Origin of the sequence: Ralstonia sp. A12 (assembly GCF_000801955.1) — a bacterium.
Lineage (GTDB): Bacteria > Pseudomonadota > Gammaproteobacteria > Burkholderiales > Burkholderiaceae > Ralstonia.
This window is the reverse complement of the sequence record NZ_JSZO01000028.1, coordinates 214,108-239,943: the sequence shown is the minus strand read 5'-3', so window position 1 is coordinate 239,943 and position 25,836 is coordinate 214,108. Positions and strand designations below refer to the sequence as shown.

The window sequence follows — 25,836 nt, the reverse complement described above, 5'->3', positions numbered from 1 at the left end:
CCTCACAGCCCTTGAACACTGCAACAGCCCGTTATGTATGCCTAGGCTATAAATATTCTTGAAATTCGTCTTTAGTCAAATTTCGATCTGAAAATGCAATTTTTTGTGATAATTCGGTCTCTTTTTTGTTACAAAAAAACGGGATTGCTCAGATGAAGGCGATTGTTTCAGGGGGGATGGTTCGTGCGCTGGCGGCGCTCGGACTGGTGTCGTATCACGCTGTGCCGGCGCTGGCTGTCGGTCAGGCAGCAAACGTTAGCGCCCAAACGCAATGGGTGTCGCAGTTGATCGTCAAGGAAAAGGGGGGTGCGAGCAGCACGTACCAGCCTCAATCAGCCGGGACGGCAGCACGGGTGGATGTTGCGACGGTGCAACGCTGGTCTGCCGCCGCACAGTTGCCAGTGGCGTATAAGCGCGCCATGTCGGGGGGTGCCCATGTGGTCACGCTGCCGCAAACCATGTCGGTGGCAGACGCCCAAGCCGTGGCACAGCGCATGGAAGCCAGCGGCCAATTTGAATATGTGTCGCCTGACCGGATCTGGCATGCGGCTTCCACGCCGTCCGATCCGCTTTTCCCGCTCCAATGGAGCCTGCTGCCCAAGACTGGCACGGCCACCAACGTTGTAACGGTCCCCGGCGTTGTGTCAGCCAATGGCGCGACAACAGTGGGCGGCGCCAACGTGACCACCGCCTGGGACACGACTAAAGGTTCGAGCAGCGTCAGCGTTGCCGTGCTCGATACCGGCATTCTTCCCGGCCACGCGGACTTGTCTGGGGCACGGATCAATCAGGGTTACGACTTCGTCACGAACCCCTTTGTTAATAACAAAGGCGGCGCCGGACGTAGCAGCGACCCAACCGATCCAGGCGACTGGGTCACCAGCGCGGACATCACCAGCAACCCGACTGTATGCGGCGGCCTGTCGCCTTCCAACAGCTCGTGGCACGGCACCTTTGTCACTGGCCAACTCATCGCGCAACATAACAGCACCGGCATCGCCGGTATTGCGCCGGGCGTTAGCCTGCTGATGGCACGTGTACTGGGCAAATGCGGCGGCGCGAGCTCTGACATCATCGATGCGCTGACATGGGCCACTGGTGGCACCGTCTCTGGCGTCACCACGGTCAATACGGCACCCGCCAAGGTGGTCAACATGAGCCTGGGCGGCGTCGGCAGTTGCGATACCCCCACGCAAAACGCTATCTCGGCGGCACGCGCCCGCGGGGCTGCCATCGTGGTTGCAACCGGCAATGATGGCAGCGCAAGCACCATTGGCACGCCCGCCAACTGCGCAGGCACCATCGCCGTCACCGCACATACCTTCGAAGGCGACAGGGCCAGCTACGCCAACGTCGGCACCGGCACGACGCTGAGTGCGCCTGGCGGTGGCAACGGTTCGGTGATCAGCGGTCTGGGGGCACTGGTAGCGTCGCTGACGAACAGCGGCACAACCACGGCTACCACCGACGCTTACACCGGCGAAGGCGGCACCTCGATGGCCACGCCGCACGTGGCAGGCGTTGCGGCGCTGATGCTGTCGGTCAACAATGCCCTGACGCCAGCTCAGATTGCCACCGTCCTCCAGCAGTCGGCTCGCCCGTTCCCGGCGGGCACATACTGCGCAACGCATGCGGGCGTCTGCGGAGCGGGCATGCTGGATGCGGGCGCCGCTGTTGCCCTGGCGAAAGGCAATCCAAGCGTGCACGCATCGACGTCGGCAAGTACAGTCGTGACAAACAACGCGGTCACGCTCACAGCGAGCGGCAATGCAGGCCTCGTCAATACCATCACGAGCGTGCAGTGGGCGCAGACTTCCGGCCCGTCCGTCAGCCTCACCACTGCGGGACCAGATAGCAACGGCAATTACACCGCCAAATTCACACCATCGACCGCAGGCACCTATGCCTTCACGGTAATGCTGACAAGCAACACCGGCGCGACCGCCACCGATACCACCAACGTGACAGTCACTGCCGCAGTAAGCAGTGGCGGTGGCAGTAGCAGTGGCACCACCACTACCACCACGCCTGCAACGACCTCCAGCAGCAGCGGGGGCGGCGGCGCTATCGGCCTAGGCGGCGCAGCATTGCTGCTGGCTGCTGGCTTGGCTGGCCGTCGACGTCGTGTGAAGTAAGCCTGTTGTTTCTCTCAGCCCGCGCCTTCCTGGGGCGCGGGCTGACATTCTCGCCGCTCTACCGCTTCCAGCATCCGGCTGCTCACCTACGCAGCCGCTTACCGCGAGCGCGCCACTCTCCCAACACCCAGATCAGCAGCCCGCTTGCCGCACCAAGGGCATGCGCGACCCGCACCACGCCAAAACCCCAGTGCGGGTCATAGGCAATGGGCGACAGCCACGATTGCTCGAACCACACCTTCACCAGCACACCCACGCACAGCAACAGGCCGATCCAGCGCGAGAAGCGATCGTCCAGATCCTCCATCGGTGCCCGCAGCAGACGCAGCCCGCCCCAGGCTGCAAGACCATGCAGCGCGCCCGAGAGCCCGCCGTACCACTGCACGCCCGGCTGACTGAGCAACGCAATCTGCACCAGCACGCCACACGCCACCAACGCGCCGACGATGGACTGCAGCCGCAGCACACGTGCAAGCAGAAGGATGAGCCCCGCCGCAGCCATCGCGTCGGCCAGCCAGTGCCACGTATCAAGATGCACCCACATGGCCGTGACAATGCGCCACCATTGGCCTGCGCGCACAGCGTCGCGCTGATACAGCCCGACGGCATACAGCCACGGCACAAACGAGAACGCAGCCGACAACGCAGCCACACCCAGGCACGCCGCCCAGGTATGCACCGCGTGCAGGCGCGCGCTCATCAGGCGTGCGAGCCTGACGGTGCGGACGCCGCGCCGAACACCTGTGCCCATAAGGACCGCACGTGGGCTGCTTCATGTGCGCAGGTACCGGCGGGGACGCGCGCGGCAGATTGCCCATCCAGCCGCAGCTTGTGCTGGCGCGCTCGGAAATCGCGATAGGCATCGGCCACCTGTGCGGCCTGCGCGGCATCGATCAACCCCAACTCGCCCGCCATGTGCAGCAGCGCAATGTTGCCCTTGTTGCGGGTGAGTTCGGCATGTGCAGCGCTATGTAGCAGCACCAAGAACTGCACGGTGAATTCGATATCGACCATGCCGCCGCGGTCGTGCTTGAGGTCGAACAGTTCTGTCGGATTAGCGTGACCTTCGAGCACGCGCTCACGCATCGCCACGATCTCATCGTGCAGCGGGGCGGCCTCGCGTTCCTGCCGCAACACGGCGGTCCGCAACGCCTCGAAGCGCGCGCCGATCTCCGCATCGCCCGCACAGAACCGCGCGCGCGTAAGCGCCTGGTGTTCCCATACCCACGCGGCGTTGTCGCCCTCGCGCATCTGGTAGCGGCGGAAGGCTTCGAAGTGCGTGACCATCAGCCCGGCCGCACCGTTCGGGCGCAGCCGCGTATCCACGTCAAACAGCATGCCGGCAGCGGTATGACTGGTCAGCCAGGTGATGAGCTTGCGTGCAAACGACGCGTATACCTCGGGAGCACGCTCGTGGTCATCGTCGTAGAGAAAGATGATGTCGAGATCCGACGCGTAACCCAGTTCCTTGCCGCCCAGGCGCCCGTAGGCCACCACGGCAAAGCGCGGCACCTCGCAGTGGCGCGTGGCCACCTGCTTCCACACGGTCTCCAGCGTCAGGTCCAGCATGGCGTCGGCCAGGTCGGAGAGCCGATCGCTGATGTGCTCCACGCTCAGCATGCCCTGCAGGTCTTGCAGCAGGATGCGGAAGGTCTCGGCGTGATGCTCCTGGCGCAGGATGTCCATTTGCATCTCGACGTGGTCTTCTGCAGCGCGCAGCCGATCGCGCACGCGCTCGCGGAAGGCAGGCCAGTCGGGGTCAGCTGACAGCGCTTCAACGTCGAGCAATTCATCGAGCAGCTGCGGATGGCGCGTCAGGTAATCCGATGCCCAGCGCGACGCGTGCAGCGTGTGGGCCACGCGCTCGAGCGCCTGCGGGTACTCGCACAACAGCGAGAGATACGACGAGCGCCGGCTGATCGCATCGAAAAAGTTGAGGAAGCGCGCAATGGTGACGTCCGCATCGGTCTGCCGCGCAGCGTGGTCGAGCGCACGATTGATCAGCAGGTCGAAACGCTGGCGGCTCACCTCGGTCAACGCACGGTAACGCGGCGAATTGCGCGACGCACGCAGGCGTTCGAGCACGCTGTCGGGGTCGGTATAGCCCAGGTCGGCAAGCTGCGTGCGGGCGGACTCGGTGCGCTCGTCGTCAAGCAGATCGGCGTGCCAGATGGAGGCGCACGGCGGTTGGCTGTCTTGTTTGTCAGAGAAGGTCTGCTCGAACTGCTGCGCCACCTCGTCCTGATAGGCCTCCAGTTGGGCGACCAGCGCTGCGTAGCTCTCAAAGCCCATCATGCGCGCCACGCGCAGCTGGTCTTCAGGTGCGCCCGGCAGGTTATGCGTCTGCGCGTCTTCGATGTACTGCAAGCGGTGTTCGAGCTGGCGCAGGAAGCGGTAGGCCTCGGTCAGGCGGGCCACCACATCGTCGTCGATCAGGCCACGCTCGGCAGCGGCGCGCAGCACCTCCAGCGTGGGCCGCACACGCAGCCCGAAATCCTGGCCGCCGCGAATCAGCTGGAACACCTGTGCGACAAACTCGATTTCGCGGATGCCGCCGCGCCCCAGCTTGATATTAGGGGCGCGCGCATGCACCTGGCCATCACCTTCGCCGGGCTGCCCGCCTTGTTGACGATTCGCGCCATTGCTCCGCTTGGCCGCCTCTGCGCGAATCTGCGCGTGCAGCGCGCGGATGGCGGCGATCACGCCGTAGTCCAGATAGCGCCGGAACACGAATGGCCCAGTCACGCGATCGAGCTGCTGGATCACGCGCGCTGCGTGCGGGCTGGTCGGATCGGTGATGACGCGGCCCTTGATCCAGGCATAGCGCTCCCATTCGCGGCCCTGCACGACGAAGTATTCCTCCAGCATGCCCAGGCTGCAGGCCAGCGGACCGGCATCGCCATTCGGGCGCAGGCGCATGTCGACACGGAAGACATAGCCGTCTTCGGTCACGTCGGCCAGCGCGTTGATCAGGCGCCGGCCCAGCTTCGTGAAGTACTCGTGGTTGGACAGCGGACGCGGCCCGCCTTGGGTGTCGCCATCGTCGTCGTAGAGGAAGATCAGGTCGATGTCGGACGAGACGTTCAGCTCGCGCCCGCCCAGTTTGCCCATGCCGACCACCACCAGCTCCTGCACCTCGCCGGAGGATTGCCCGATCGGCTGACCGTGCAGCGCCTGCAGTTCCTGGCCAATCACGGAGATGGCCGCGCGCACGGCAAACTCGGCCAGGTCGGTCATGCTGCCGGTCACCTCATCGAGCGTGGCAGCGCCAGACAGATCACGCTCGATCAGCACGGCAAACACCTCGTTGCGCAGCAGGCGCAGCGCGCGCTTGAGCGCGGGCTCGGTCTCCACGGCCTTGGCGTCGAACAGCTCGGTGAAGCGCGTGGACAACCACGCGACGTCAACCGGGCCCGCCGCGGCGGTCTGCACGCGCTCGGCCCAGCCTTCGCGCGCCTGCGCCAGGCGCTGGACATAGCGGGAATAGGCCTGCGCATACGGCAACGCGGCGGTAGCGGTTTCTGGCGTGCGGGCCGGGGCTTGCAGGAACGGCTGGGCAGACAAGGTGGAATCGGTCATGCGGGTCATGCGAACCAATCAAGGGAACTGCGAAGGAAAGGTCCATTCTCGCTGAAATGCGCGCAGGCCGGTCGGTGGTCACGCACTTTCACGGGCATCGGGCGTGCTTGCCGCTCTACGAGGGTCGTGCCCAGCTTCAAATGTGGCACTGCGCCACGAATATCGGATAATCCCGGACATGCCCCGCCCGCCCCAGCCCCCAGAATCGCCGAAGTCCGATGGCGGACACACCAGCACCCTGTCCACCCGCCGGACAGGCCTGCGCGCGGCCGGCGCAATCTGGACATGGATCGCCCGGCTGGTCAGCAGGATTGCTGGTGGCTTTGTCGCCTGCATCCGCGCGCCGATCTGGCGCAAGCTGTGGCGCATCCTGTGGAAAACGGCACTTGCGCTGGTCGTCCTGGCCTTCGTCGGCATGCTGCTGGTGCGCTTTGTCCTGTGGCCGCGCGTGAGCGTGGCACGCGAATGGATGGAGCACGAGGCGTCGAGCGCACTGCACGCCAACGTCGGCATCGGCTCGCTGGAGACCTACTGGGAAGGCTGGCACCCGGCCTTTCGCGCGCAGCGCATCGAGGCGCGAGACACCGCCGGCCGCCAGACCTTTGCCGTGCAGGACGTGCAGGCACGGCTGTCGTGGCGCTCGCTGCTGCGCATGCAGATCACGTTTGCCGCACTGCATGCCAGCCACGCCGATGTGCTGGTCCGCCGCACCCCGGAGGGCGCCCTGCTGGTCGCCGGCATGCCACTGGGGCCTGACACCGGCGGCGACAGCAATTTCTTCGACCAATTGCTCTCCCAGGGCGACATCGATTTCCGCGAAGGCGCCGTACGCTGGCTCGACGAGCAGCAGAAGCTGCCCGAGGTGGCGCTGGGCAACGTCCACGTTCAGCTGCGCAGCGGCCCGACCCGCCACCGGTTGGACGCCAGCGGCACCTCGCCCAGCCTCTTCAACGGCCCGATCAAGCTGCACGCCGATTTCCGCCATGACCTGCTGGCCCGCCCGGGCGATTGGCACCACTGGCACGGCCAAGCCAACTGGCAGGTCGACACGCTGCAACTGGCGGCGGTGCAACGCTATGTGCCAGTCATGGCCGCCGCCAAGAGCGGCACGGTCAGTTCGGACGGCTCGGTGGAGTTTGCGGACGGCGTCTTCACACGCAGTCAAGCGCGGCTGACCGGCCAGCAGCTCGACCTGCAGATCCGCAAGGATCTCGATCCGCTCCAGTTGCGCAGCCTGCAGGCGCTCGCCTCGCAGCAGCGCACATCAAGCGGTGAACACACGCTGCGCATCGACACGCTGCTCTGGCAGCCGCTGAACCTGCCCACGCAACCCGCGCCCGCGCCCGAACTGGTCGGCCCCGGTATCGAAGCCCCAGCCAACCCGGCCGGTACCCCGCGCGGGCTGCGCAATGCAAGCGTCGGCTGGGCCATGGACACGCGCAACGAACTGCGCAGCCTGCAGATCAAGGCCACGACGCTGGATCTGGCCGACCTGCGCGGCATCGCCACCGCCCTGCCGCTGCCGGCCGGCGTGCTGGAACCGCTGCGCGCCAAGCAACCCGCCGGCCGCATCGACGATCTCGACATCAACTGGCAGCGCGACGTATCCCGTTGGCGGCCCGAATTGCCAACATCGGCACCGGCGCCGGTGCACTTCACAGGGCGCGCCACGCTGCGGCAGGTGTCGTTCGGGCCGGGTGCACTACCTGCCGTGCCCGCTGGCCATCACCCTGAGCCCGCCGTCCCTGGCGTCGAAAACCTCTCCGGCAACGCCGTCTTCTCCGACGACAAGGGCACGCTGCGCATCGATTCCTCCGATGCCGCCCTGCTTCTGCCCGGCCTCTTCGACGACGCGCGAGTGCCGCTGGACCGCCTGCAAGGCACCTTCAACTGGACGTATCGCAAGCAGGAACTGATCGTCAGCAGCGACAACCTGACGTTCTCTAATGGCGATCTGTCGGCCCGGTTTGCGGGCAACTACCGCCACGCGCCGGACACCAGCCATGTCGGCACCATCGACCTGAAGGGCACGCTGGAACACGCCGTCGTCACGCGTGTGCCGCGCTATCTGCCGCTCTCCGTAGGGCCGCATACGCGCGAGTACCTGGCCGGCGCCCTGCAGGGCGGTACAGCCAACAACGTCACCCTTATCCTGACCGGCGACCTGTACGATTTCCCGTACCGCCCACCGCACAAGGGCGTGTTCCGCGTGGAGGTGCCGGTCAAGGACGTGACCTACCAGCCTGCCCCCGCCGACGCATCGCACCCGACCAGTTGGCCAGCATTCACCGACACTGAAGGCACGGTTGTGTTCGAAGGGCCATCGATGTCGTTCAAGGTGGCGCGAGCCAAGGTCGGCGACGTGACCTTGACCGACGTAACTGGCAGCCTGCCCGATATGGGTGACCACCATCCGCTGCTCACCATCGACGGCCATGCCGATGGCGCCACGCAAAGCTTCCTGCAATACGTCGAGGCCAGCCCGGTTGGCGGCTGGATCGGCCACTTCACCAAGGACGCACGCGCGCAAGGCAACGCCACGTTGGCGCTCAAGCTGGACCTGCCGCTCAACGAAATGCACACCGCCCGCGCCCAGGGCAGCGTCACCTTCCTGCGCAACGACGTCACGCTGATCCCGCAGGCGCCGCCCCTCACCGACGTCACTGGCGCGCTCACCTTCACGCACAAGGGCATCGGCTTCGACAACCTGCGCGCCCGCTTTGCCGGCGGCGAAATTCGCCCGACCGGCGGCACCGCACCTGATGGCACGATCCGCATCCAGGTGGCCGGCACCGCAACGGCCCAGGGCCTACGCGAGACCACCCCGGAAGGCAGCCCCATCGCCGCGATTGCGCGCGCGCTGGACGGCAGCGCGCCGTATAGCGCCACCATCAGCGTCAAGCAACATCGGCCCGTCATCCAGGTGCAATCCGACCTGACGCCGATGACACTGCACCTGCCCGCACCGCTCAACAAAGCCGCCGGCCAACCGCTGCCGATGCGCTTCGACATGCAGCCGCTGGCGGCCAACAACGCACTCGACGAAGTCACACTGCAGATCGGGAGCATCGCCACCGCACGCTACGAACTGCGCAGCAACGGCAATGGCACCGAGGTACTGCGCGGCGGTATCGGCGTACGCCAGCCCGTGCCGCAACCCGCCGAGGGTGTGCAAGCCAATCTGACGCTGGACCGACTCGATATCGACGCCTGGCGCCAGGTCTTCGCCACACCGCCGGGTGAAAAGAGCGCCGCTCAACTCGCCGCGGAGCATGCTGCCGCCAACAGCCACAACGCTTACCTGCCCACCCGCCTGAGCGGGCGCGCACAGGCGCTGCGCATCCTTGGCCGCGATTTCAGCAACGTCAGCATCGATGCCGCGCGCGATGGCGCCAACTGGCAATCGACCATCGATTCGCGCGAGATCGCAGGCACCGCACGCTGGCATGCGGAGAGCACCGCCGTGCCCTTCGGCGAGCTGACCATGCGCCTGTCGCGCATGAGCATCCCTGACGCGCAGGAAGAGACCGCGCTGACCGAATCGCTCGCACGCAGTTCGCAGGAGATCCCCTCGCTTGATCTGGTGGCCGACAAGTTCGACCTGCGCGGCAAGACACTCGGCAAGCTGGAGATCAAGGCGCGCAACCAGATCACCGACGGCACCCCGGTGTGGACGCTGGAGACGCTCAAGCTCGAGCAGCCCGCCGCCACCTTCACCGCACAAGGCACGTGGCGCATTCCGCGCCGTCTGCGCGGCGGCGGAGATGACCCTGAGCGCCGCACGTTGCTCGACTTCCACCTCGACCTGCGTGATTCGGGCGAACTGCTGGAGAAGATGGGCTTCGCCAAGGTGCTCGACGGTGCCAAGGGCAAGTTTGAAGGCCGCGTTGTGTGGCGCGGCTCGCCCATGTCGATCGACTATCCGACGCTCAACGGCCGCATGGCGCTGAACCTGGAGCGCGGCCAGTTCCTGCCGGTGGACCCGGGCCTGGCCAAGCTGGTCGGCGTGTTGAGCCTGCAGGGCTTGCTGCACTTCGCCACCGACCTGCGCAGCGCTACCGGCCGCGGTACCCCGTTCGAGAGCGTGGCGGCCACCGGCACGATTGCCAGCGGCGTCGCGCGCACGGAAGACTTCACGGTCAGGGGCCCGCAGTTCCAGGTGGCGATGCAGGGCTCGGCCAACATCCTCGATGAAACGCAGGATCTGCACGTGAAGGTCACGCCCAAGGTGGACGCCACGTCTGCATCGCTGGCCGCAGCGTTCATCAACCCGGCCATCGGGCTGGGCACGCTGGCAGCCCAGTTGGTGCTGGGCGACCAATTGTCGAAAGCATTCGCTACGCAGTATCACGTCACTGGAAGCTGGGCCAAACCGAAGATCGATAAGGTCGCGTCCAACTCCGGCACAGGCAGCCATTCCGAAACCTCGGCAAAATAGGCCCTATGACTTCCTCCACGACCGTTGCTCCTGCCCATGCCGCATCCGGCTCGGGTGTGCCCTTTGAGGCACCTTTCCGCGTCGCCGCCATCCAGACGGTGACGGGCATCGAGGTGGACGCCAACCTGGCGCGCGCCGAGGCGTTGCTCGCCGAGGCCGCCGCCCAAGGCGCGCAACTCGCATTGCTGCCCGAGTACTTCTGCAAGATGGGCCGCAAGGATAGCGACAAGGTCGCCATCCGCGAGGATGACCAGGATGGCCCGATTCAGGCATTCCTGGCTGACGCTGCACGACGCCACAAGCTGTGGCTTGTCGGCGGCACGCTGCCGATGTGGTGCGAAGACAAACAACGCGTGCGCAATACATCGCTCGCGTTCAATCCGGCCGGCGTGCGCGTTGCGCGCTACGACAAGATCCACCTGTTCAACTTCGTGCGTGGCGAAGAACGCTACGATGAAGCCCGCACCATCGAGCCCGGCGCCACGCCGGTCGCCTTCGATGCGCCGTGCGGCCGCGTGGGCATGTCGGTGTGCTACGACCTGCGCTTTCCGGAGCTGTACCGCGCGCTGTCGTCGCAGGGCAACCTGAACTTGATTCTGATGCCGGCGGCCTTCACCTACGTGACGGGCGCCGCGCACTGGGAAATCCTCCTGCGCGCCCGCGCTGTCGAGAACCAGTGTTACGTGCTCGCCGCCGCACAGGGCGGGCGCCACGAAAACGGCCGCCGCACGTGGGGCCACTCTATGCTGGTCGATCCCTGGGGCGAAGTCATCGCCGCCTTGCCGGAAGGCGAAGGCGTGGTCGTCGGCGACATGGACCCGACCCGACTCGCACAAGTGCGCCAGGATCTGCCGGCGCTCAAACACCGCGTGATGTAGCCCAACCGAATTTCAAAGGACCCACCATGAACGCAGGCAACATCGCCATCCAGAACCTGTCCATCGCACGCCGCGTGCTGCTGGACCCGTACGGCCTTGACGAAGCGCACCTGCAACGCGCGCTGGCCGACATCTTCACGCACCGCGTCGACTATGCCGACCTCTACTTCCAGTACACCCGCAACGAGGCGTGGAGCCTGGAAGAAGGCATCGTCAAATCCGGCAGTTTCAGCATCGACCAGGGCGTGGGCGTGCGCGCCGTCTCGGGCGACCGCACCGCGTTTGCCTACTCCGACGACATCAGCCTGCCCGCGCTGATGCAGGCCGCTGGCGCCACGCGCACCATCGGCAAGGCTGGCGCCGGCCGCGTGAAAGTGGCGAACAGCCTGGCCAGCACCGCCGGCAGCCGCGAACTCTACGCACCGAACGACCCGCTCGATTCGATGACGGCCACCGAAAAGGTCGCCCTGCTGGAGCGCATCGAAAAGCTCGCCCGCGCCAAAGACCCGCGCGTGGTGCAGGTCATGGCCGGCCTGGCCGGTGAATACGACGTGATGCTGGTCGCGCGCAGCGACGGCGTGATCGCCGCCGATGTGCGCCCGCTGGTGCGCATCTCCGTCACCGTCATTGCCGAGCAGAACGGGCGCCGCGAAATGGGCAGCTCGGGCGGTGGCGGCCGCTATGCCTACGGCTACTTCACCGACGATCTGCTGCGCGAATACGTGGACGAGGCGGTTTCCTCTGCACTCGTCAACCTGGAAGCCAAGCCGGCACCGGCGGGCACGATGACTGTGGTGCTCGGCCCGGGCTGGCCCGGCGTGCTGCTGCACGAGGCCATCGGCCACGGGCTGGAAGGCGACTTCAACCGCAAGGGCTCGTCCGCGTTCTCCGGCCGCATGGGCGAGCGCGTGGCGGCCAAGGGCGTCACCGTGGTGGATGACGGCACGCTGGCCAACCGCCGCGGCTCGCTCAACCTCGACGACGAGGGCAACCCCACGCAGTGCAACACGCTCATCGAAGACGGCATCCTCACCGGCTACATGCAGGACACGCTCAACGCGCGCCTGATGAAGATGCCCGTGACCGGCAACGCCCGCCGCGAGAGCTACGCTGCCCTGCCGATGCCGCGCATGACCAACACCTACATGCTCGGCGGCGACAAAGACCCGCAGGAGATCATCGCCAGCGTGAAGAAGGGCCTGTACGCGGTCAACTTCGGCGGCGGTCAGGTCGACATCACCAACGGCAAGTTCGTGTTCTCCGCCAGCGAGGCGTACATGATCGAGGACGGCAAGATCACCTACCCGGTCAAGGGTGCGACGCTGGTCGGCAGCGGCCCAGAATCGCTCAAGCACGTGACCATGATCGGCAACGACATGCGACTGGATTCGGGCATCGGCGTGTGCGGCAAGGAAGGCCAGAGCGTGCCGGTGGGCGTCGGGCAGCCGACCCTGCGCATGGAGAACATGACGGTGGGCGGCACGGCCTGACGGCCGCAACGCCGTCGCTTTGACGCCGCGGGCCCGGAAAACCCGCGCTTGCGGCGCTCAAAAAAAGCAGCTATAAAGACGGTTCGATTGGTGCGGCGCAGTAGCGCTTCCCTGATTTTTGTTGCAGTACTTAGCATTCTCTCCATGTCCTTCGCCAAGTTTTTTTACTTTTACTTTTGGCATCTCGCACCGCTGGCGGAAGGAGAGGGGCGCTTGCAGCAAAAATAAAGCACCCAACAGATACCGAAAACCGCCAGCGACCCTGGCGGTTTTTTTTTCGCCCTGTCACCTGCCCCACCCCGGCGCCGACGCGAAACATGATCCGAACACAGTAGACGTTTCCAATACACGAACCAAGACATCCCCCTGGAGCTTTCCATGCCGAAGAACACCGATGATTTGCGCATTCGCGAACTGAAAGAGCTGACGCCGCCGTCGCATCTGATCCGCGAATTCCCGTGCAGCGACACCGTATCCGACCTGATCTATCAAAGCCGGAACGCGATGCACCGCATCCTGCACGGCATGGACGACCGCCTGATCGTCATCATCGGCCCCTGCTCCATCCACGACACCAAGGCCGCGATGGACTACGCCCGCCGCCTGGTCGAGCAGCGCGAGCGCTTCAAGAACGAGCTGGAAATCGTCATGCGCGTGTACTTCGAGAAGCCGCGCACCACGGTCGGCTGGAAGGGCCTGATCAACGATCCGCACATGGATAACAGCTTCAAGATCAACGACGGCCTGCGCACCGCGCGCGAGCTGCTGATGAACATCAACGAGCTGGGCTTGCCGGCCGGCACCGAATATCTCGACGTGATCAGCCCGCAGTACATCGCCGATCTGGTGAGCTGGGGCGCGATCGGTGCGCGTACGACGGAAAGCCAGGTGCACCGTGAGCTGGCGTCCGGCCTGTCGTGCCCGGTCGGCTTCAAGAACGGCACCGACGGCAACGTGAAGATCGCCGTGGACGCCATCAAGGCCGCGTCGCAGCCGCACCACTTCCTGTCGGTCACCAAGGGCGGCCACTCGGCCATCGTGTCGACGGCCGGTAACGAGGATTGCCACATCATCCTGCGCGGCGGCAAGGCGCCCAACTATGACGCGGCCAGCGTGCAGGAAGCCTGCGAAGCCATCGCCAAGTCGGGCCTGGCCGCGCGCCTGATGATCGACGCCTCGCACGCCAACAGCAGCAAGAAGCACGAGAACCAGATCCCGGTGTGCGAAGACATCGGCCGCCAGATGGCCGCGGGTGACAATCGCATCGTCGGTGTGATGGTGGAGTCGCACATCAACGCCGGCCGTCAGGACCACGTGCAGGGCACGCCGGTATCCGACCTGGCCTACGGCCAGAGCGTGACCGACGCCTGCATCGGCTGGGACGATTCGCTGAAGGTGCTGGAAACGCTGGCCGAGGCCGTGCGCAAGCGCCGTCTGGTGCCGGGCAGCGGCAATTGATCTGCGTTGACCGATTGTGAGAAAGGACGCCTGCGGGCGTCCTTTTTTTTGTGCCGCCCCGTCCCCGGTCACCGCGCCTGCAAGGGCCTGCTCGCCCCGCAACACAGTCATGAGGTGGATCAAACAGAGGCGAGGTCGATGTGATCTTGAGAGTACCCATCTCCATAGAATAGGGTCGTACCCGAGGATGCCGATCACCCCAGAAAAATAACCTGTCGGCAGGGGCAACGCTCACACACCTATGCGTACGACAAAGCGAGTTCTGCAGCGCACCCTGATCACGATGGCTTTCGCAGCATTGCAGTGGGGGGCGCACGCGCAGCCACAACAACCATCCGCTGCAGCGCCTGCAACTGAAGCCACCACATCCACACATGCGCAGGTGCCGCAGGTCATTGACGACTTGCCCGCGAGCATTGCCAAGGACATGGACGATGCCACGCGCGCGCAGGTGGAGCGCGGCCGTTATGTCGCGCGCCTGGGCGACTGTGTTGCCTGCCACACCAGTGACAAATCCAAGCCGATGGCGGGCGGGCTTGCGCTGCAGACACCGTTTGGCGCGCTGTATTCGACCAACATCACGCCGGATGCCACGACAGGCATTGGGCGCTATACGTTCGAGCAGTTTGATCGTGCGATGCGCAAGGGCGTCGCCGCGGATGGCCATAACCTGTATCCGGCGATGCCGTATCCGTCCTACGCCAAGACAACGCCGGAGGACATGCGCGCGCTGTACGCGTATCTGATGAAGGGCGTGGCGCCGGTGCAGCAGACCAACAAGCCGCTGGGGATGTCGTTTCCGTTCAACCAGCGCTGGGGGCTGTCGCTATGGAACTGGGCCTTTCTGGAGAGTGAGCCTTTCCAGCCGAATGCTTCGCAGTCTGCGGAGTGGAACCGGGGCGCGTACATCGTGCAGGGCCTAGGGCACTGCGGCGCGTGCCATACACCGCGCGGTCTCGGCTTCCAGGAAAAGACCCTGTCTGAGGCCAGCGCCAAGGGCAAATACTTCCTGGCCGGTGAAACGGTGGAAGGCTGGCGCGCCCTGAGCCTGCGCAGCCTGTGGACACCGCAGGACGTGGCTGAAATGCTCAAGACCGGGCGCAACCGCTACGGCGCCGTGTCCGGCAACATGGTGGACGTGGTCCAACACAGCACGCAGTACATGACGAACGGCGATCTGCTGGCCATTGGCGAGTACCTCAAGTCCTTGCCCGCCAGCAAGGTCGATAAGCCGATGCAGGTTGCGCAAGGTCCGGCACCCGTCATCGTGCCGCCGCAGTCGGGCGCATCTGCACAGCCCGCGAGCCTCTACACCAGCCGCGGCGGCCTGGGCTACTTGCAGTTCTGTGCCGACTGCCACCGCGGCAACGGCGATGGCGTGCCCAACGTGTTCCCGCCGCTGGCAGGCAATCCAGTACTGAGCGACGGCAACCCGGCCACGCTGCTGCACATCCTGCTGACCGGCTCTGCCACAGCGCAGACGGTCAGCCATGCCCGGGTACTGACCATGCCTTCGTTTGCCCGGCTGGGCGACCAGGAAATTGCCGACATCGTGAACTTCACACGCGAGAGCTGGGGCAGCGCCAAACGGCAGCCGGTGGCGGCATCCGACGTGAGCAAGGCCCGCAAGGAACTGGAAGTCAGAAAGCTGGATGCCACGCAGTTCGAAACCCCGCGCTTGGCCGCCATGCTCAATGAACCCAACGCCAAGCAGTTGGTGCTGGGGGCGCGCCTGAACATCGATACGCACAACCTATTGCCCAAGAACGTCGGCAACAAGCTCAATTGCGCCAGTTGCCACCTCAATGCGGGCACGGTTGCCGATGGGTCCCCGTATGTCGGTCTCTCGGCGTTCTTCCCGAGCTATGCGCCGCGCGCTGGGCGCGTCATCACGCTCGAAGACCGCATCAACGGCTGCTTCCTGCGCTCGATGAACGGCAAGCCTCTGCCGGTGAATTCCGAAGAAATGAAAGCGATGGTCGCCTACTTCGACTGGATGAAGCGCGAGACCAAGCCGGAAGACAAGGTGGCTGGGCGCGGCGTGGGCAAGATCGACAAGAGCCTGGTGCCCAATGCAGAAAATGGCCGGGGTATCTACGCAGCGCAATGCGCGCTGTGCCACGGCGCCAACGGCGAAGGCATCACGAACGCACAGGGCCAGTACGTCTATCCGCCGTTGTGGGGCGACCAGTCGTTCAACATCGGAGCCGGCATGGCACGTACCTACACAGCGGCCGCGTTCGTGAAGAACAACATGCCGATCGCGTTTCATAATCGGTTCCCGCTGGGGCAAGGCGGGCTGACGGATCAGGAAGCCCTGGATGTGGCGCAGTTTTTCTCACACATGCCCCGCCCGGATTTTGTACCCAAGGTCAACGACTGGCCCCGGGACAAAAAGCCTGCCGACGCCCGCTATTGACCCATGACGCCCCTGCCCAGCAGGGGCCACGCATGTCGGTGCCGACGGTTGGTGCGGCGCAATATATAACAAATGTGACCAAAACGTATCAAAGTCACACAAGTGCGTTGTCTTTGACATATCTTAGGTGGGATCCCCTGCTCACCCTTGGAGGCAACCATGGCAGACACCCTGGCGGATACCGCCGTCAACACCGCAAGCAAGTACCAGGCGATCATCGCGCAGTACGCCACCGACGTCGGCATGAAGATCCTCGCCGCCATCGTCTTCTGGGTGGTCGGCCGCTGGCTGATCAACCTGGCAGTACGCATGGTGGAAGGCTCGTTGAGCCGGCAGAAGGTCGATCCGACCGTGCTGCGGTATGTGGGCTCGATCATCACCGTCACGCTGAACGTACTGCTGGTGATCGGCATCCTGGGCTACTTCGGCATCCAGACGACGACGTTCGCAGCGCTGATTGCAGCGGCCGGTGTGGCCATCGGCATGGCGTGGTCGGGGCTGCTGTCGAACTTTGCGGCGGGCGCGTTCCTGATCGTGCTGCGGCCGTTCAAGGTGGGCGACTTCGTGACGGCCGGCGGCGTGACGGGCACGATCAAGGAGATCGGCCTGTTTGCCACGACGATCAACACGCCGGACAACGTGGTCACGATTGTCGGCAACGGCAAGATCTTCGCGGACACGATCCAGAACTACACGTCGAACCCCTTCCGCCGCGTCGAGCTGAAGGCGCAACTGGCCGGCAGCGCCGACCACCGCGCCGCCATCGCGCTGCTCAAGGAGAAGGTTGCCGCCATCCCGAACGTGCTGGCCGATCCGGCGGTCGACGTGGAGATCCTGGAATTCAACCTGGTCGGGCCGGTGCTGGCCGTGCGCCCCTACACGCACAACGACAACTACTGGCAGGTCTACTTCGACACCAACCGCACGATCAAGGAAGCGCTGGCCGAAGCCGGCTTCCCGGCGCCCACGCCTTCGCAAGCGCTGACCATCACGACGCCGGGTCAGCTGGCAGGCCTGACCGCCGTGGCACAAAGCACGACGACGCCGACGAGCGTGAACTGATCCACGCATCCGCAAAAGCAAACGGCCCGGTGCAGAACCGGGCCGTTTTGTTTTGGTGCGCCGATGACGACTACGCCGGCTTGTGCTCGTCGCGTTTCCACAGGACATCGGTGCCGCCATCCACGCGATTCAGCACACGTGCCAACACGAACAGCAGGTCCGACAGGCGATTGACGTACTGGCGCGGCGCCTCGCCGATGGTCTCTGCGCGACCGAGCGCAACGATGCTGCGCTCGGCACGGCGTGCAACGGTGCGGCACACATGCGCCTGCGCCGCCGCGCGGCTGCCGCCGGGCAGGATGAATTCGGCCAGACGCGGCAGATCGGCGTTGTAATCCGCCAGCCATTGGTCAAGCCGCAGCACGTGCGCGGTGGTGACCATCGTGTAGCCCGGGATGCACAGCTCGCCGCCCAGATCGAACAAGTCATGCTGGATGGCCGTGAGTGCCGCGCGCACGCCGTCGGGCAGCGTTTCCGTCAGCAGCACGCCGATATGCGAGTTCAGCTCGTCAACGTCGCCAATAGCGGCGATGCGCAGGCTATCTTTTGCTGTGCGGCTGCCATCGCCGAGGCCGGTGGTGCCGTCGTCGCCGGTGCGCGTAGCGATCTTGGATAAGCGGTTGCCCACGGTGCGTCTCCTGGTAGGTGTGCCCTGCATTATCGCAAGTGCGGAAAGCGCCGGCCACGTGCGGCGTTAGAATCGCAGGATCAGGCCCGCCGCCAGAGCGGCCCCGGCGCTTCCAGTGTGATGCGGAACAGCGCCCTCACAGCATCCGCGCGAGACCATCATGAACCACCCCGTTCCCCCGCATCAGTTGATCCGCAAACCGATTCCGCCCGTGATGCTCGACGCGTTGCGCTCACGCTTTGGCGATCGCCTCTCCACCACCGAAGCCGTGCGCGCTCACCACGGCCGCGACGAATCCGCCTACGACCCGATGCTGCCCGACGCCGTCGTCTTCGCGCAGACCACCGAAGACGTCGCCGCTGTCGCCAAGCTGTGCTTCAAGCACGAGATCCCGCTGATCCCCTACGGTGCCGGCTCGTCGCTCGAAGGCCATCTGCTGGCCGTGGCCGGCGGCGTGAGCCTCGATCTCTCGCAGATGAACCACGTGCTGTCGGTGCATCCGGAAGACCTGACGGTGACGGTCGAGCCGGGCGTCACGCGCAAGCAGCTCAATACCGAGATCCGCGAGACGGGCCTGTTCTTCCCGATCGACCCGGGTGCGGATGCGTCCATCGGCGGCATGTGCGCGACGCGTGCTTCGGGCACCAACGCCGTGCGCTACGGCACGATGCGCGAGAACGTGCTGAACCTGACGGTGGTGACCGCCGACGGCCGCATCATCAAGACCGCCAACCGCGCGCGCAAATCGTCGGCGGGCTACGACCTGACGCGCCTGTTCATCGGCAGCGAGGGGACGCTGGGCATCATCACCGAGATCACGCTGAAGCTGTATCCGCAGCCGGAGGCGGTGTCCGCCGCGGTGTGCGCCTTCCCGAGCATGGGCGATGCGGTGTCGGCCGTGATCGACACCATCCAGATGGGCGTGCCGATTGCACGCGTGGAGTTTGTCGACGCGCTGGCCATCCGCGCGATCAACCAGTACGACAAGCTGACGCTGCCTGAAATGCCGACGCTGTTCTTCGAGTTTCACGGCTCGGAGCACGGCGTGCAGGAACAAGCCGAGACCGTCCAGCAGATTGCCGCCGAACACAAAGGCCAGGGCTTCGAATGGGCCACGCGCCCAGAAGACCGCAGCCGCCTGTGGAACGCCCGCCACAACGCCTTCTTCGCCTTCCTGCAGCTCAAGCCCGGCTGCCGCGCCGTCACCACCGACGTGTGCGTGCCGATCTCGCGCCTGGCCGAATGCGTGGTCGAAACGGAGCAGGACCTGCGCGCCAGCCCGCTGCAACTGCCCGCGCCCATCGTCGGCCATGTGGGCGACGGCAACTTCCACGTGTGCCTGCTGATCGACCCCGACAAGCCGGAAGAGCGGGAAGAAGCCGAACGCATCAACCGGCGCATCGTCGCGCGTGCGATTGCCATGGATGGCACCTGCACGGGCGAACACGGCGTGGGGCTACACAAGATGGACTCGCTGGTTGCCGAGCATGGCGACGGCGCCATCGACCTGATGCGCAGCGTCAAGCAGGCACTGGACCCGAAGCACATCCTGAACCCCGGCAAGATCTTCCACCTGTAATAGACCGACCCGCATGGCTTCCGTCTTCAAGCGCGTTCCTCCGCTGCATCTGCTGATTGCCTTCGAGGCGGGGGCGCGCCACGCGAGCTTCGCGCGTGCGGCCGAAGAGCTGTCGGTCACGCCGAGCGCGGTATCCCACCGCATCAAGAACCTCGAAGAGCTGTGGGGCGAAGACCTGTTCGTGCGCACCGGCACGGCGCTGCGGCTCACGGCTGCCGGCACGCGCTACCTGCGCAGCGTGCAGGACGCGCTCAAGAGCCTGCACGAACTGGCGCGGCCCGAATTCAGCAAGCAGCGCGCGCGGCTGCGCGTGGCGATTCCGCCCACCTTCGGGCGCCAGCACCTGGTGCCGCGCATTCCCGAGTTCAACGCGCTGTACCCGCACATCGACGTTGAGCTGCACCTGTCCATTCCGTTCCTCGACGTGAAGGCCGAGGACACGGACGTCGAGATCCGCTACGGCACCGGCCGCTATCCGGACCTGAAGACCACGCTGCTGCTCAACGAGCCGGTGTTCCCCGCGTGCGGGCGCGCCTACTTCGAGCAGATCAGCGGCAACACCATCACCGAAGCCGCGCAACTGCTGAACCTGACGCTACTGCGCAGCCCGCTGGAGCCGTGGCGCCCGTGGTTCGAGGCCGCCGGGCTGGATGCTCCGGAGCCGTCCACCGGATCGCTGTTCAACGACATTGGCCTGATGCTCGAAGCGGTGGCCTCCAACCAGGGCGTGGCGCTGGTGCGGCAGGCCATGGCCCGCAACTGGCTGGCCTCGGGGCAGATCGTGCGGTTGCTGGACATCGAATCGACGTCGCCGCATGCTTATTACATCGTCCAGCGCGAGCAGGCGCCGATGAAGCCCGAGGCGCAGCATTTTGTGGATTGGCTGCTTGGGCTGGATTGGTAGATCGCCCGGGCCTTGTGCGGCTGCCCCTTACCGCCGGAGTTCAAACTCTCGGATTCGATACCTTGAGTGCCGACGCTGAGGCTCAGATTCGAAACTTTTAGTGTGGAACGCGAAGGTTTGAGCCTCACCGTCGGCCGTCGAAGCCTCGATCGTGAAGGTTGGAACCCCGTGTACGGCCGCCTTCCGGGTCTCGACACGCGAGCGCAACCCTTTGCTGCAGCGCGATGAACGCGATTGGCCGTTTGCGCGAGCCAAATTCATCGCCGCAAAAGTCCTTAACACGCCGCGCGGCGCGGCGGCCGGGCTATAGTGCCTCCGACCCCGGCCCCTGCGCCCGGTGATAACGATGCGAGACACCCCATGAATGCGCCGCTGCCCGCCACCGCCCGTGACCAGTCTGCCCTGCAGGCCGAGTTGACCGCCGCGCTGTCGCAGATCGTTCCCGACGACGCGCTGCTCTGGGAGCGCGAAGACACCACCCCGTATGAATGCGACGGCTTGGCCGCCTACCGGCAGGTGCCGCTGGCCGTAGTGCTGCCGGACACTGAGGCGCAGGTCATCGAGATCCTGCGCGTCTGCCACCGCATGGGTGTGCCCGTGGTGCCGCGCGGTGCGGGGACGAGCCTGTCGGGCGGTGCGATGCCCACGCCGGGCGGGCTGGTGCTGTCGCTGGCCAAGTTCAAACGCATCATCAAGGTTGATGCGTACACGCGCACGGCAGTCGTGCAGCCGGGCGTACGCAACCTCGCCATCTCGGAGGCGGCCAACCCGCACGGGCTGTATTACGCGCCCGATCCCTCATCACAGATCGCCTGCACCATCGGCGGCAACGTGAACGAAAACTCGGGCGGTGTGCACTGCCTCAAATACGGCCTGACCGTGCACAACGTGCTGCGCGTGCGCGCCGTGATGATGGACGGCGAGGTGGTCGAGTTCGGCAGCGAGGCGCCCGACGCGCCGGGCCTGGACCTGCTCTCCACCGTGATCGGCTCCGAAGGCATGCTGGCCGTGGTGACCGAGGTGACCGTGCGCTTGATCCCCAAACCGCAGTTGGCGCAGGTGATCATGGCGAGCTTCGATAACGTAGAAGCCGGCGGCAACGCCGTGGCCGACGTGATTGCCGCGGGCATCATCCCCGCCGGTCTGGAGATGATGGACAAGCCCGCCACCGCAGCGGTGGAAGAGTTCGTCTGCGCCGGTTACGACCTGAACGCCGCTGCGATCCTGCTGTGCGAATCCGACGGCACGCCCGAAGAGGTGGCCGAAGAGATCGCCCGCATGAGCGAAGTGCTGCGCGCCTCGGGTGCCACGCGCATCCAGGTCTCGCAAAGCGAGGCCGAACGCCTGAAGTTCTGGAGCGGCCGCAAGAATGCCTTCCCCGCAGCGGGCCGCATCTCGCCCGACTACTACTGCATGGACGGCACCATCCCCCGCAAGCACATCGGCACGCTGCTGCGGCGCATCCAGGAGATGGAGCAGAAGTACGCCCTGCGCTGTATCAACGTGTTCCACGCGGGCGACGGCAACATGCACCCGCTCATCCTCTTCAACGGCGAAGACCAGGACGAATGGCACCGCGCTGAACTGTTCGGCTCGGACATCCTGGAAACGTGCGTGGAACTGGGCGGCACGGTGACGGGTGAGCATGGCGTGGGCGTCGAGAAGCTCAGCTCGATGTGCGTGCAATTCTCGACCGAGGAGCGCGATGCCTTCCTGCGCGTGAAGGCGGCCTTCGACCCGGTGCGTTTGCTCAACCCCGATAAGGCCATCCCTACGCTCGCCCGCTGCGCTGAGTACGGCAAGCTGCACGTGCGCAACGGCCTGCTGCCGCATCCGGACCTGCCGCGCTTCTGAGCCTCCTTAGCCGCCCATGAGCCAGAACCCCTCCCGCACGAACCGATACCGGTGGCACGCCCACAACGCGCGCCTGGGCGAGTACCTCGGCAAACCCGAAGAAGACGGTTGGCGCCGCCGCTGGTACGTCATCATCTTCGAAGCCGAGACCCGCGCGGGGCGCCAGTTTGACGTGACCCTGCTGATCGCCATTCTCGCCAGCGTGCTGGTGGTGATGCTCGACAGCCTGCCGAGCATGCACGAGCGCGCCGGCACGCTCTTCACCGTGGTCGAATGGCTGGCCACGCTGCTGTTCACCGCGGAGTACATCATGCGCATCCTGGTGGTGCGCAAGCCGTGGCGCTATGTGCTGAGCTTCTACGGCGTCATCGATTTCGTCTCGATCCTGCCGACGTGGCTGGCGGTGTTTGCGCCGGAAATGGCTTACCTGATCGACGTGCGCCTGCTGCGCTTGCTGCGCGTGTTCCGGGTGCTCAAGCTCACGATCTACTTTGAAGAAGCGCAGGTGCTGCTGCGCGCGTTGGTCAACGCCCGGCACAAGATCTTCGTGTTCCTGGGCACGGTGTTCATCATCACCATCATCCTGGGCACGGTGATGTACGTGGTGGAAGGGCCGCAGCACGGCTTCACCAGCATTCCGGTCAGCATGTACTGGGCGGTGGTCACGCTCACCACCACGGGCTTCGGTGATCTGGTACCGAAGACGCCGCTCGGGCAGTTCATCACCTCGCTCACCATCCTGCTCGGCTACAGCATCATCGCGTTCCCCACCGGCATCATCGGTGCGGAACTGGTGAACACCATGCGGCAGAACGCGCCCAAGGCCCGTACGTGCACGCACTGCGCCACCGAAGGCCACGACACCGACGCCGTCTTCTGCAAGCGCTGCGCGACCAAGCTCCCGCCCATCCCGAACGAAACCGCGGAGACCGCGGAGACCGCGAACCACCCGTGAGCTGCACCCCGAAGGTTTGACATGCCAACCACGCCAGACACCGCCCTCTCGCCCGTGCTCGCCCGCTTTCGCGGTGCCATCGCGCAGGCTGCCGACAGCCGCACACCGCTCACCCTGCGCGGCGGCGGCACGAAGGATTTCTACGGCCGCGCACCGGTGCCGAACGGCACCGTGCTCGACACGCGCGAGTGGTCCGGCATCGTCGACTACGACTGCGCAGAACTCGTCATCACCGCACGCAGCGGCACCCCACTCGTCGAGATCGAAGCCGCACTGGCCGAGCACAAGCAGATGCTGGCGTTCGAGCCGCCGCACTTTGCTGCAGACGGCAAGCTCGCCACCGTGGGCGGCGCGTTTGCGTCCGGCCTGTCGGGCCCGCGCAGACAGTCGGTGGGCGCGCTGCGCGATTTCGTGCTCGGCGCGGTGGTGATGGATGGCCGTGGTGACATGCTCAACTTCGGCGGCCAGGTGATGAAGAACGTGGCCGGCTACGACGTCTCGCGCCTGATGGCGGGTGCGCTCGGCACGCTCGGCCTGGTCGTGCAGGTGTCGCTGAAGGTGCTGCCGATGCCGTTCTGCGATGCCACGCTGCGCTTTGCCATGCCGCAAGCCGAAGCCATCGACACGCTCAACCGCTGGGGTGGCCAGCCGCTGCCGATTGCGGCCTCGGCTTGGACGAACGGCACGCTGTGGGTGCGCCTGAGCGGCGCTGATGCCGCCGTGCGTGCCGCCATCACCAAACTCGGCGGCGAGCGTGTTGATGATGCCGAAGCCACCACGTTCTGGCGCGACCTGCGAGAGCAATTGCATGCGTTCTTCGCTCGCGCGGTGCAAGGCAACCAGCCGTTGTGGCGCATTGCCCTGCCCCCGGCCACGCCTCCGCTGGCGCTTGGGGCTGCATCGGCTGACGAACAGCTCGTCGAATGGGGCGGCGGCCAGCGCTGGTGGATCGACACCGCCAACACCCCCGCTGAGATCATCCGCGATGCCGTGAGCAAGGCCGGCGGCCACGCCACACTGTTCCGCAACGGCGATCGCGCCAGCACCATCTTCACACCCGTCGCTGCGCCGTTGATGGCCGTGCACAAGCGCCTGAAAGAGAGTTTCGACCCGCACGGCATCTTTAACCCGGGCCGTCTCTACGCCGATTTCTAACGCACGCTCATCATGCAAATCACGCTCGCGGCGTTCCTGCGCAACACCCCCGATGGCGAAGAAGCCCAAAGCATCGTGCAGAAGTGCGTGCATTGCGGCTTCTGCACGGCCACCTGCCCGACCTACCAACTGCTCGGCGACGAGCTGGACGGCCCGCGCGGGCGCATCTACCTGATGAAGCAGGTGCTGGAAGGCCAGCCCGCAGGCCAGGCCACCCGCCTGCACCTGGACCGCTGCCTGACCTGCCGCAACTGCGAATCGACCTGCCCGTCCGGCGTGACGTACGGACGCTTGGTGGAGATCGGCCGCAAGATCGTCGACGACCAGCTCGACGCGAAAGGTGAGTCGCGCCCCCTGGGCGAGCGCGCCGTACGCTGGGTGCTGCGTGAAGGCCTGACGCGGCCCGCACTGTTCGGCCCCGCGCTCAAGCTTGGGCAGGCCGTGCGTCCACTGTTGCCGCCGGTGCTGCGCAACAAGGTCCCGGCCAAACAACCGCGTGCCGGTGTGCGGCCAATCGCCACACACGTGCGCAAGATGTTGCTGCTCGAAGGCTGCGTGCAACCAGCCATGTCGCCCAACATCAACGCGGCCACGGCGCGCGTGTTCGACAAGCTGGGCGTGCAGCTCATCAGCGCAGACCGTGCCGGCTGCTGCGGCGCCATCCGCTATCACATGAACGACCACGTGGGCGGCCTCGGCAACGCACGCGCCAACATCGACGCATGGTGGCCACATATCGAAGCCGGTGCCGAAGCCATCGTCATGACGGCCTCCGGCTGCGGTGCGATGGTCAAGGACTACGGCCACCTGCTGCGTGACGACCCTGCCTATGCCGAGCGTGCGGCGCGCGTGTCGGCCATGACGCGCGACCTGTGCGAGGTGCTGCCGGCCTTCTCCAATCAGCTGTTGCAGAAAGCCAAACCTGAAGCACAGCGCCCGCGCGTGGCCTGGCATCCGCCCTGCACGCTGCAGCATGGTCAGCAGATTCGTGGTGCGGTGGAAACGCTGCTCGGCTCGCTGGGCGTGGACGTCAAGCTCTGTGCCGACAGCCACCTGTGCTGCGGCTCGGCGGGCACGTATTCGGTGCTGCAACCCGAGCTGGCCTACCGGCTGCGCGACGACAAGCTGAGCAAGCTGCAGGCCACGCAACCGGAGCGCATCGTCACCGCCAACATCGGCTGCGTGACGCATCTGCAGAGCGGCACGGACACGCCGGTCGAGCACTGGATCGAACTGGTGGACCGGATGCTGGCCTGAAGCGTCGGCGCGTCGGTTCTATACTGCCCGCTTCGTTTTGCCCGG

General features: G+C 65.6%; 16 protein-coding genes. 13 read left to right on the top strand and 3 right to left on the bottom strand.

The window, feature by feature from the left end; all coding sequences use genetic code 11:
* Window positions 1-152 precede the first annotated feature (152 nt).
* Window positions 153-2,135, top strand: coding sequence for a S8 family serine peptidase (locus PI87_RS23085; protein WP_039600045.1), 1,983 nt, complete (start codon window positions 153-155; stop codon window positions 2,133-2,135).
* Between the two features lie 82 nt (window positions 2,136-2,217).
* Here PI87_RS23085 and rrtA read toward each other — a convergent pair whose 3' ends face one another.
* Together rrtA and glnE are read right to left on the bottom strand one after the other, a co-directional pair.
* Window positions 2,218-2,835, bottom strand: a complete 618-nt coding sequence (gene rrtA, locus PI87_RS23080) for a rhombosortase (RefSeq protein ID WP_039600044.1) — start codon at window positions 2,833-2,835, stop codon at window positions 2,218-2,220.
* Window positions 2,835-5,714, bottom strand: coding sequence for a bifunctional [glutamate--ammonia ligase]-adenylyl-L-tyrosine phosphorylase/[glutamate--ammonia-ligase] adenylyltransferase (glnE, locus tag PI87_RS23075; protein WP_039600157.1), 2,880 nt, complete (start codon window positions 5,712-5,714; stop codon window positions 2,835-2,837). Before glnE ends, rrtA begins: the two co-directional genes overlap by 1 nt.
* 178 nt (window positions 5,715-5,892) lie before the next feature.
* Here glnE and PI87_RS23070 point away from each other — a divergent pair, with 178 nt between their 5' ends.
* The 6 genes from PI87_RS23070 to PI87_RS23045 all read left to right on the top strand — a co-directional run bounded on the left by PI87_RS23070 (window position 5,893) and on the right by PI87_RS23045 (window position 17,459).
* The gene (locus tag PI87_RS23070) at window positions 5,893-10,152 is read left to right on the top strand and encodes a YhdP family protein (RefSeq protein WP_039600043.1); all 4,260 of its coding nucleotides are present in this window, start codon (window positions 5,893-5,895) and stop codon (window positions 10,150-10,152) included.
* Between the two features lie 5 nt (window positions 10,153-10,157).
* Entirely contained in the window at window positions 10,158-11,030 is an 873-nt protein-coding gene (locus PI87_RS23065) for a carbon-nitrogen hydrolase family protein (RefSeq protein ID WP_039600042.1), read from the top strand.
* Window positions 11,031-11,056: 26 nt separating this feature from the next.
* Window positions 11,057-12,520, top strand: coding sequence for a metalloprotease TldD (tldD, locus tag PI87_RS23060; RefSeq protein WP_039600041.1), 1,464 nt, complete (start codon window positions 11,057-11,059; stop codon window positions 12,518-12,520).
* Between the two features lie 378 nt (window positions 12,521-12,898).
* Window positions 12,899-13,978, top strand: coding sequence for a 3-deoxy-7-phosphoheptulonate synthase AroG (aroG, locus tag PI87_RS23055; RefSeq protein ID WP_039600040.1), 1,080 nt, complete (start codon window positions 12,899-12,901; stop codon window positions 13,976-13,978).
* 241 nt (window positions 13,979-14,219) lie between these two features.
* Window positions 14,220-16,397 (top strand): c-type cytochrome, encoded by a 2,178-nt coding sequence (locus PI87_RS23050; protein ID WP_039600039.1) that lies wholly within the window; start codon window positions 14,220-14,222, stop codon window positions 16,395-16,397.
* Window positions 16,398-16,556: 159 nt separating this feature from the next.
* A complete protein-coding gene (locus tag PI87_RS23045; RefSeq protein WP_039600038.1) occupies window positions 16,557-17,459 on the top strand; it encodes a mechanosensitive ion channel family protein in 903 nt (300 codons plus the stop codon).
* Window positions 17,460-17,529: 70 nt separating this feature from the next.
* Here PI87_RS23045 and PI87_RS23040 read toward each other — a convergent pair whose 3' ends face one another.
* Window positions 17,530-18,087: a cob(I)yrinic acid a,c-diamide adenosyltransferase gene (locus tag PI87_RS23040; protein WP_039600037.1), complete on the bottom strand. Its 558-nt coding sequence runs from the start codon at window positions 18,085-18,087 to the stop codon at window positions 17,530-17,532.
* 160 nt (window positions 18,088-18,247) lie between these two features.
* On the opposite strand from PI87_RS23040, the gene PI87_RS23035 reads away from it, so the two are divergent.
* The 6 genes from PI87_RS23035 (at window position 18,248) to glcF (ending at window position 25,791) form a co-directional block, all read left to right on the top strand.
* Window positions 18,248-19,666, top strand: coding sequence for an FAD-binding oxidoreductase (locus tag PI87_RS23035; RefSeq protein WP_039600036.1), 1,419 nt, complete (start codon window positions 18,248-18,250; stop codon window positions 19,664-19,666).
* Between the two features lie 13 nt (window positions 19,667-19,679).
* Window positions 19,680-20,570 carry a LysR substrate-binding domain-containing protein gene (locus PI87_RS23030; RefSeq protein WP_039600035.1) on the top strand — a complete coding sequence of 297 codons (891 nt, stop codon included), beginning with the start codon at window positions 19,680-19,682 and terminating at the stop codon, window positions 20,568-20,570.
* A 360-nt stretch (window positions 20,571-20,930) separates the two neighbouring features.
* Window positions 20,931-22,424 (top strand): FAD-linked oxidase C-terminal domain-containing protein, encoded by a 1,494-nt coding sequence (locus PI87_RS23025; RefSeq protein ID WP_039600034.1) that lies wholly within the window; start codon window positions 20,931-20,933, stop codon window positions 22,422-22,424.
* Between the two features lie 16 nt (window positions 22,425-22,440).
* Window positions 22,441-23,379 (top strand): ion transporter, encoded by a 939-nt coding sequence (locus PI87_RS23020; RefSeq protein ID WP_052321700.1) that lies wholly within the window; start codon window positions 22,441-22,443, stop codon window positions 23,377-23,379.
* 21 nt (window positions 23,380-23,400) lie between these two features.
* Window positions 23,401-24,534, top strand: a complete 1,134-nt coding sequence (gene glcE, locus PI87_RS23015) for a glycolate oxidase subunit GlcE (RefSeq protein WP_039600033.1) — start codon at window positions 23,401-23,403, stop codon at window positions 24,532-24,534.
* Window positions 24,535-24,546: 12 nt separating this feature from the next.
* Entirely contained in the window at window positions 24,547-25,791 is a 1,245-nt protein-coding gene (gene glcF, locus PI87_RS23010) for a glycolate oxidase subunit GlcF (protein ID WP_039600032.1), read from the top strand.
* Window positions 25,792-25,836: the final 45 nt, after the last annotated feature.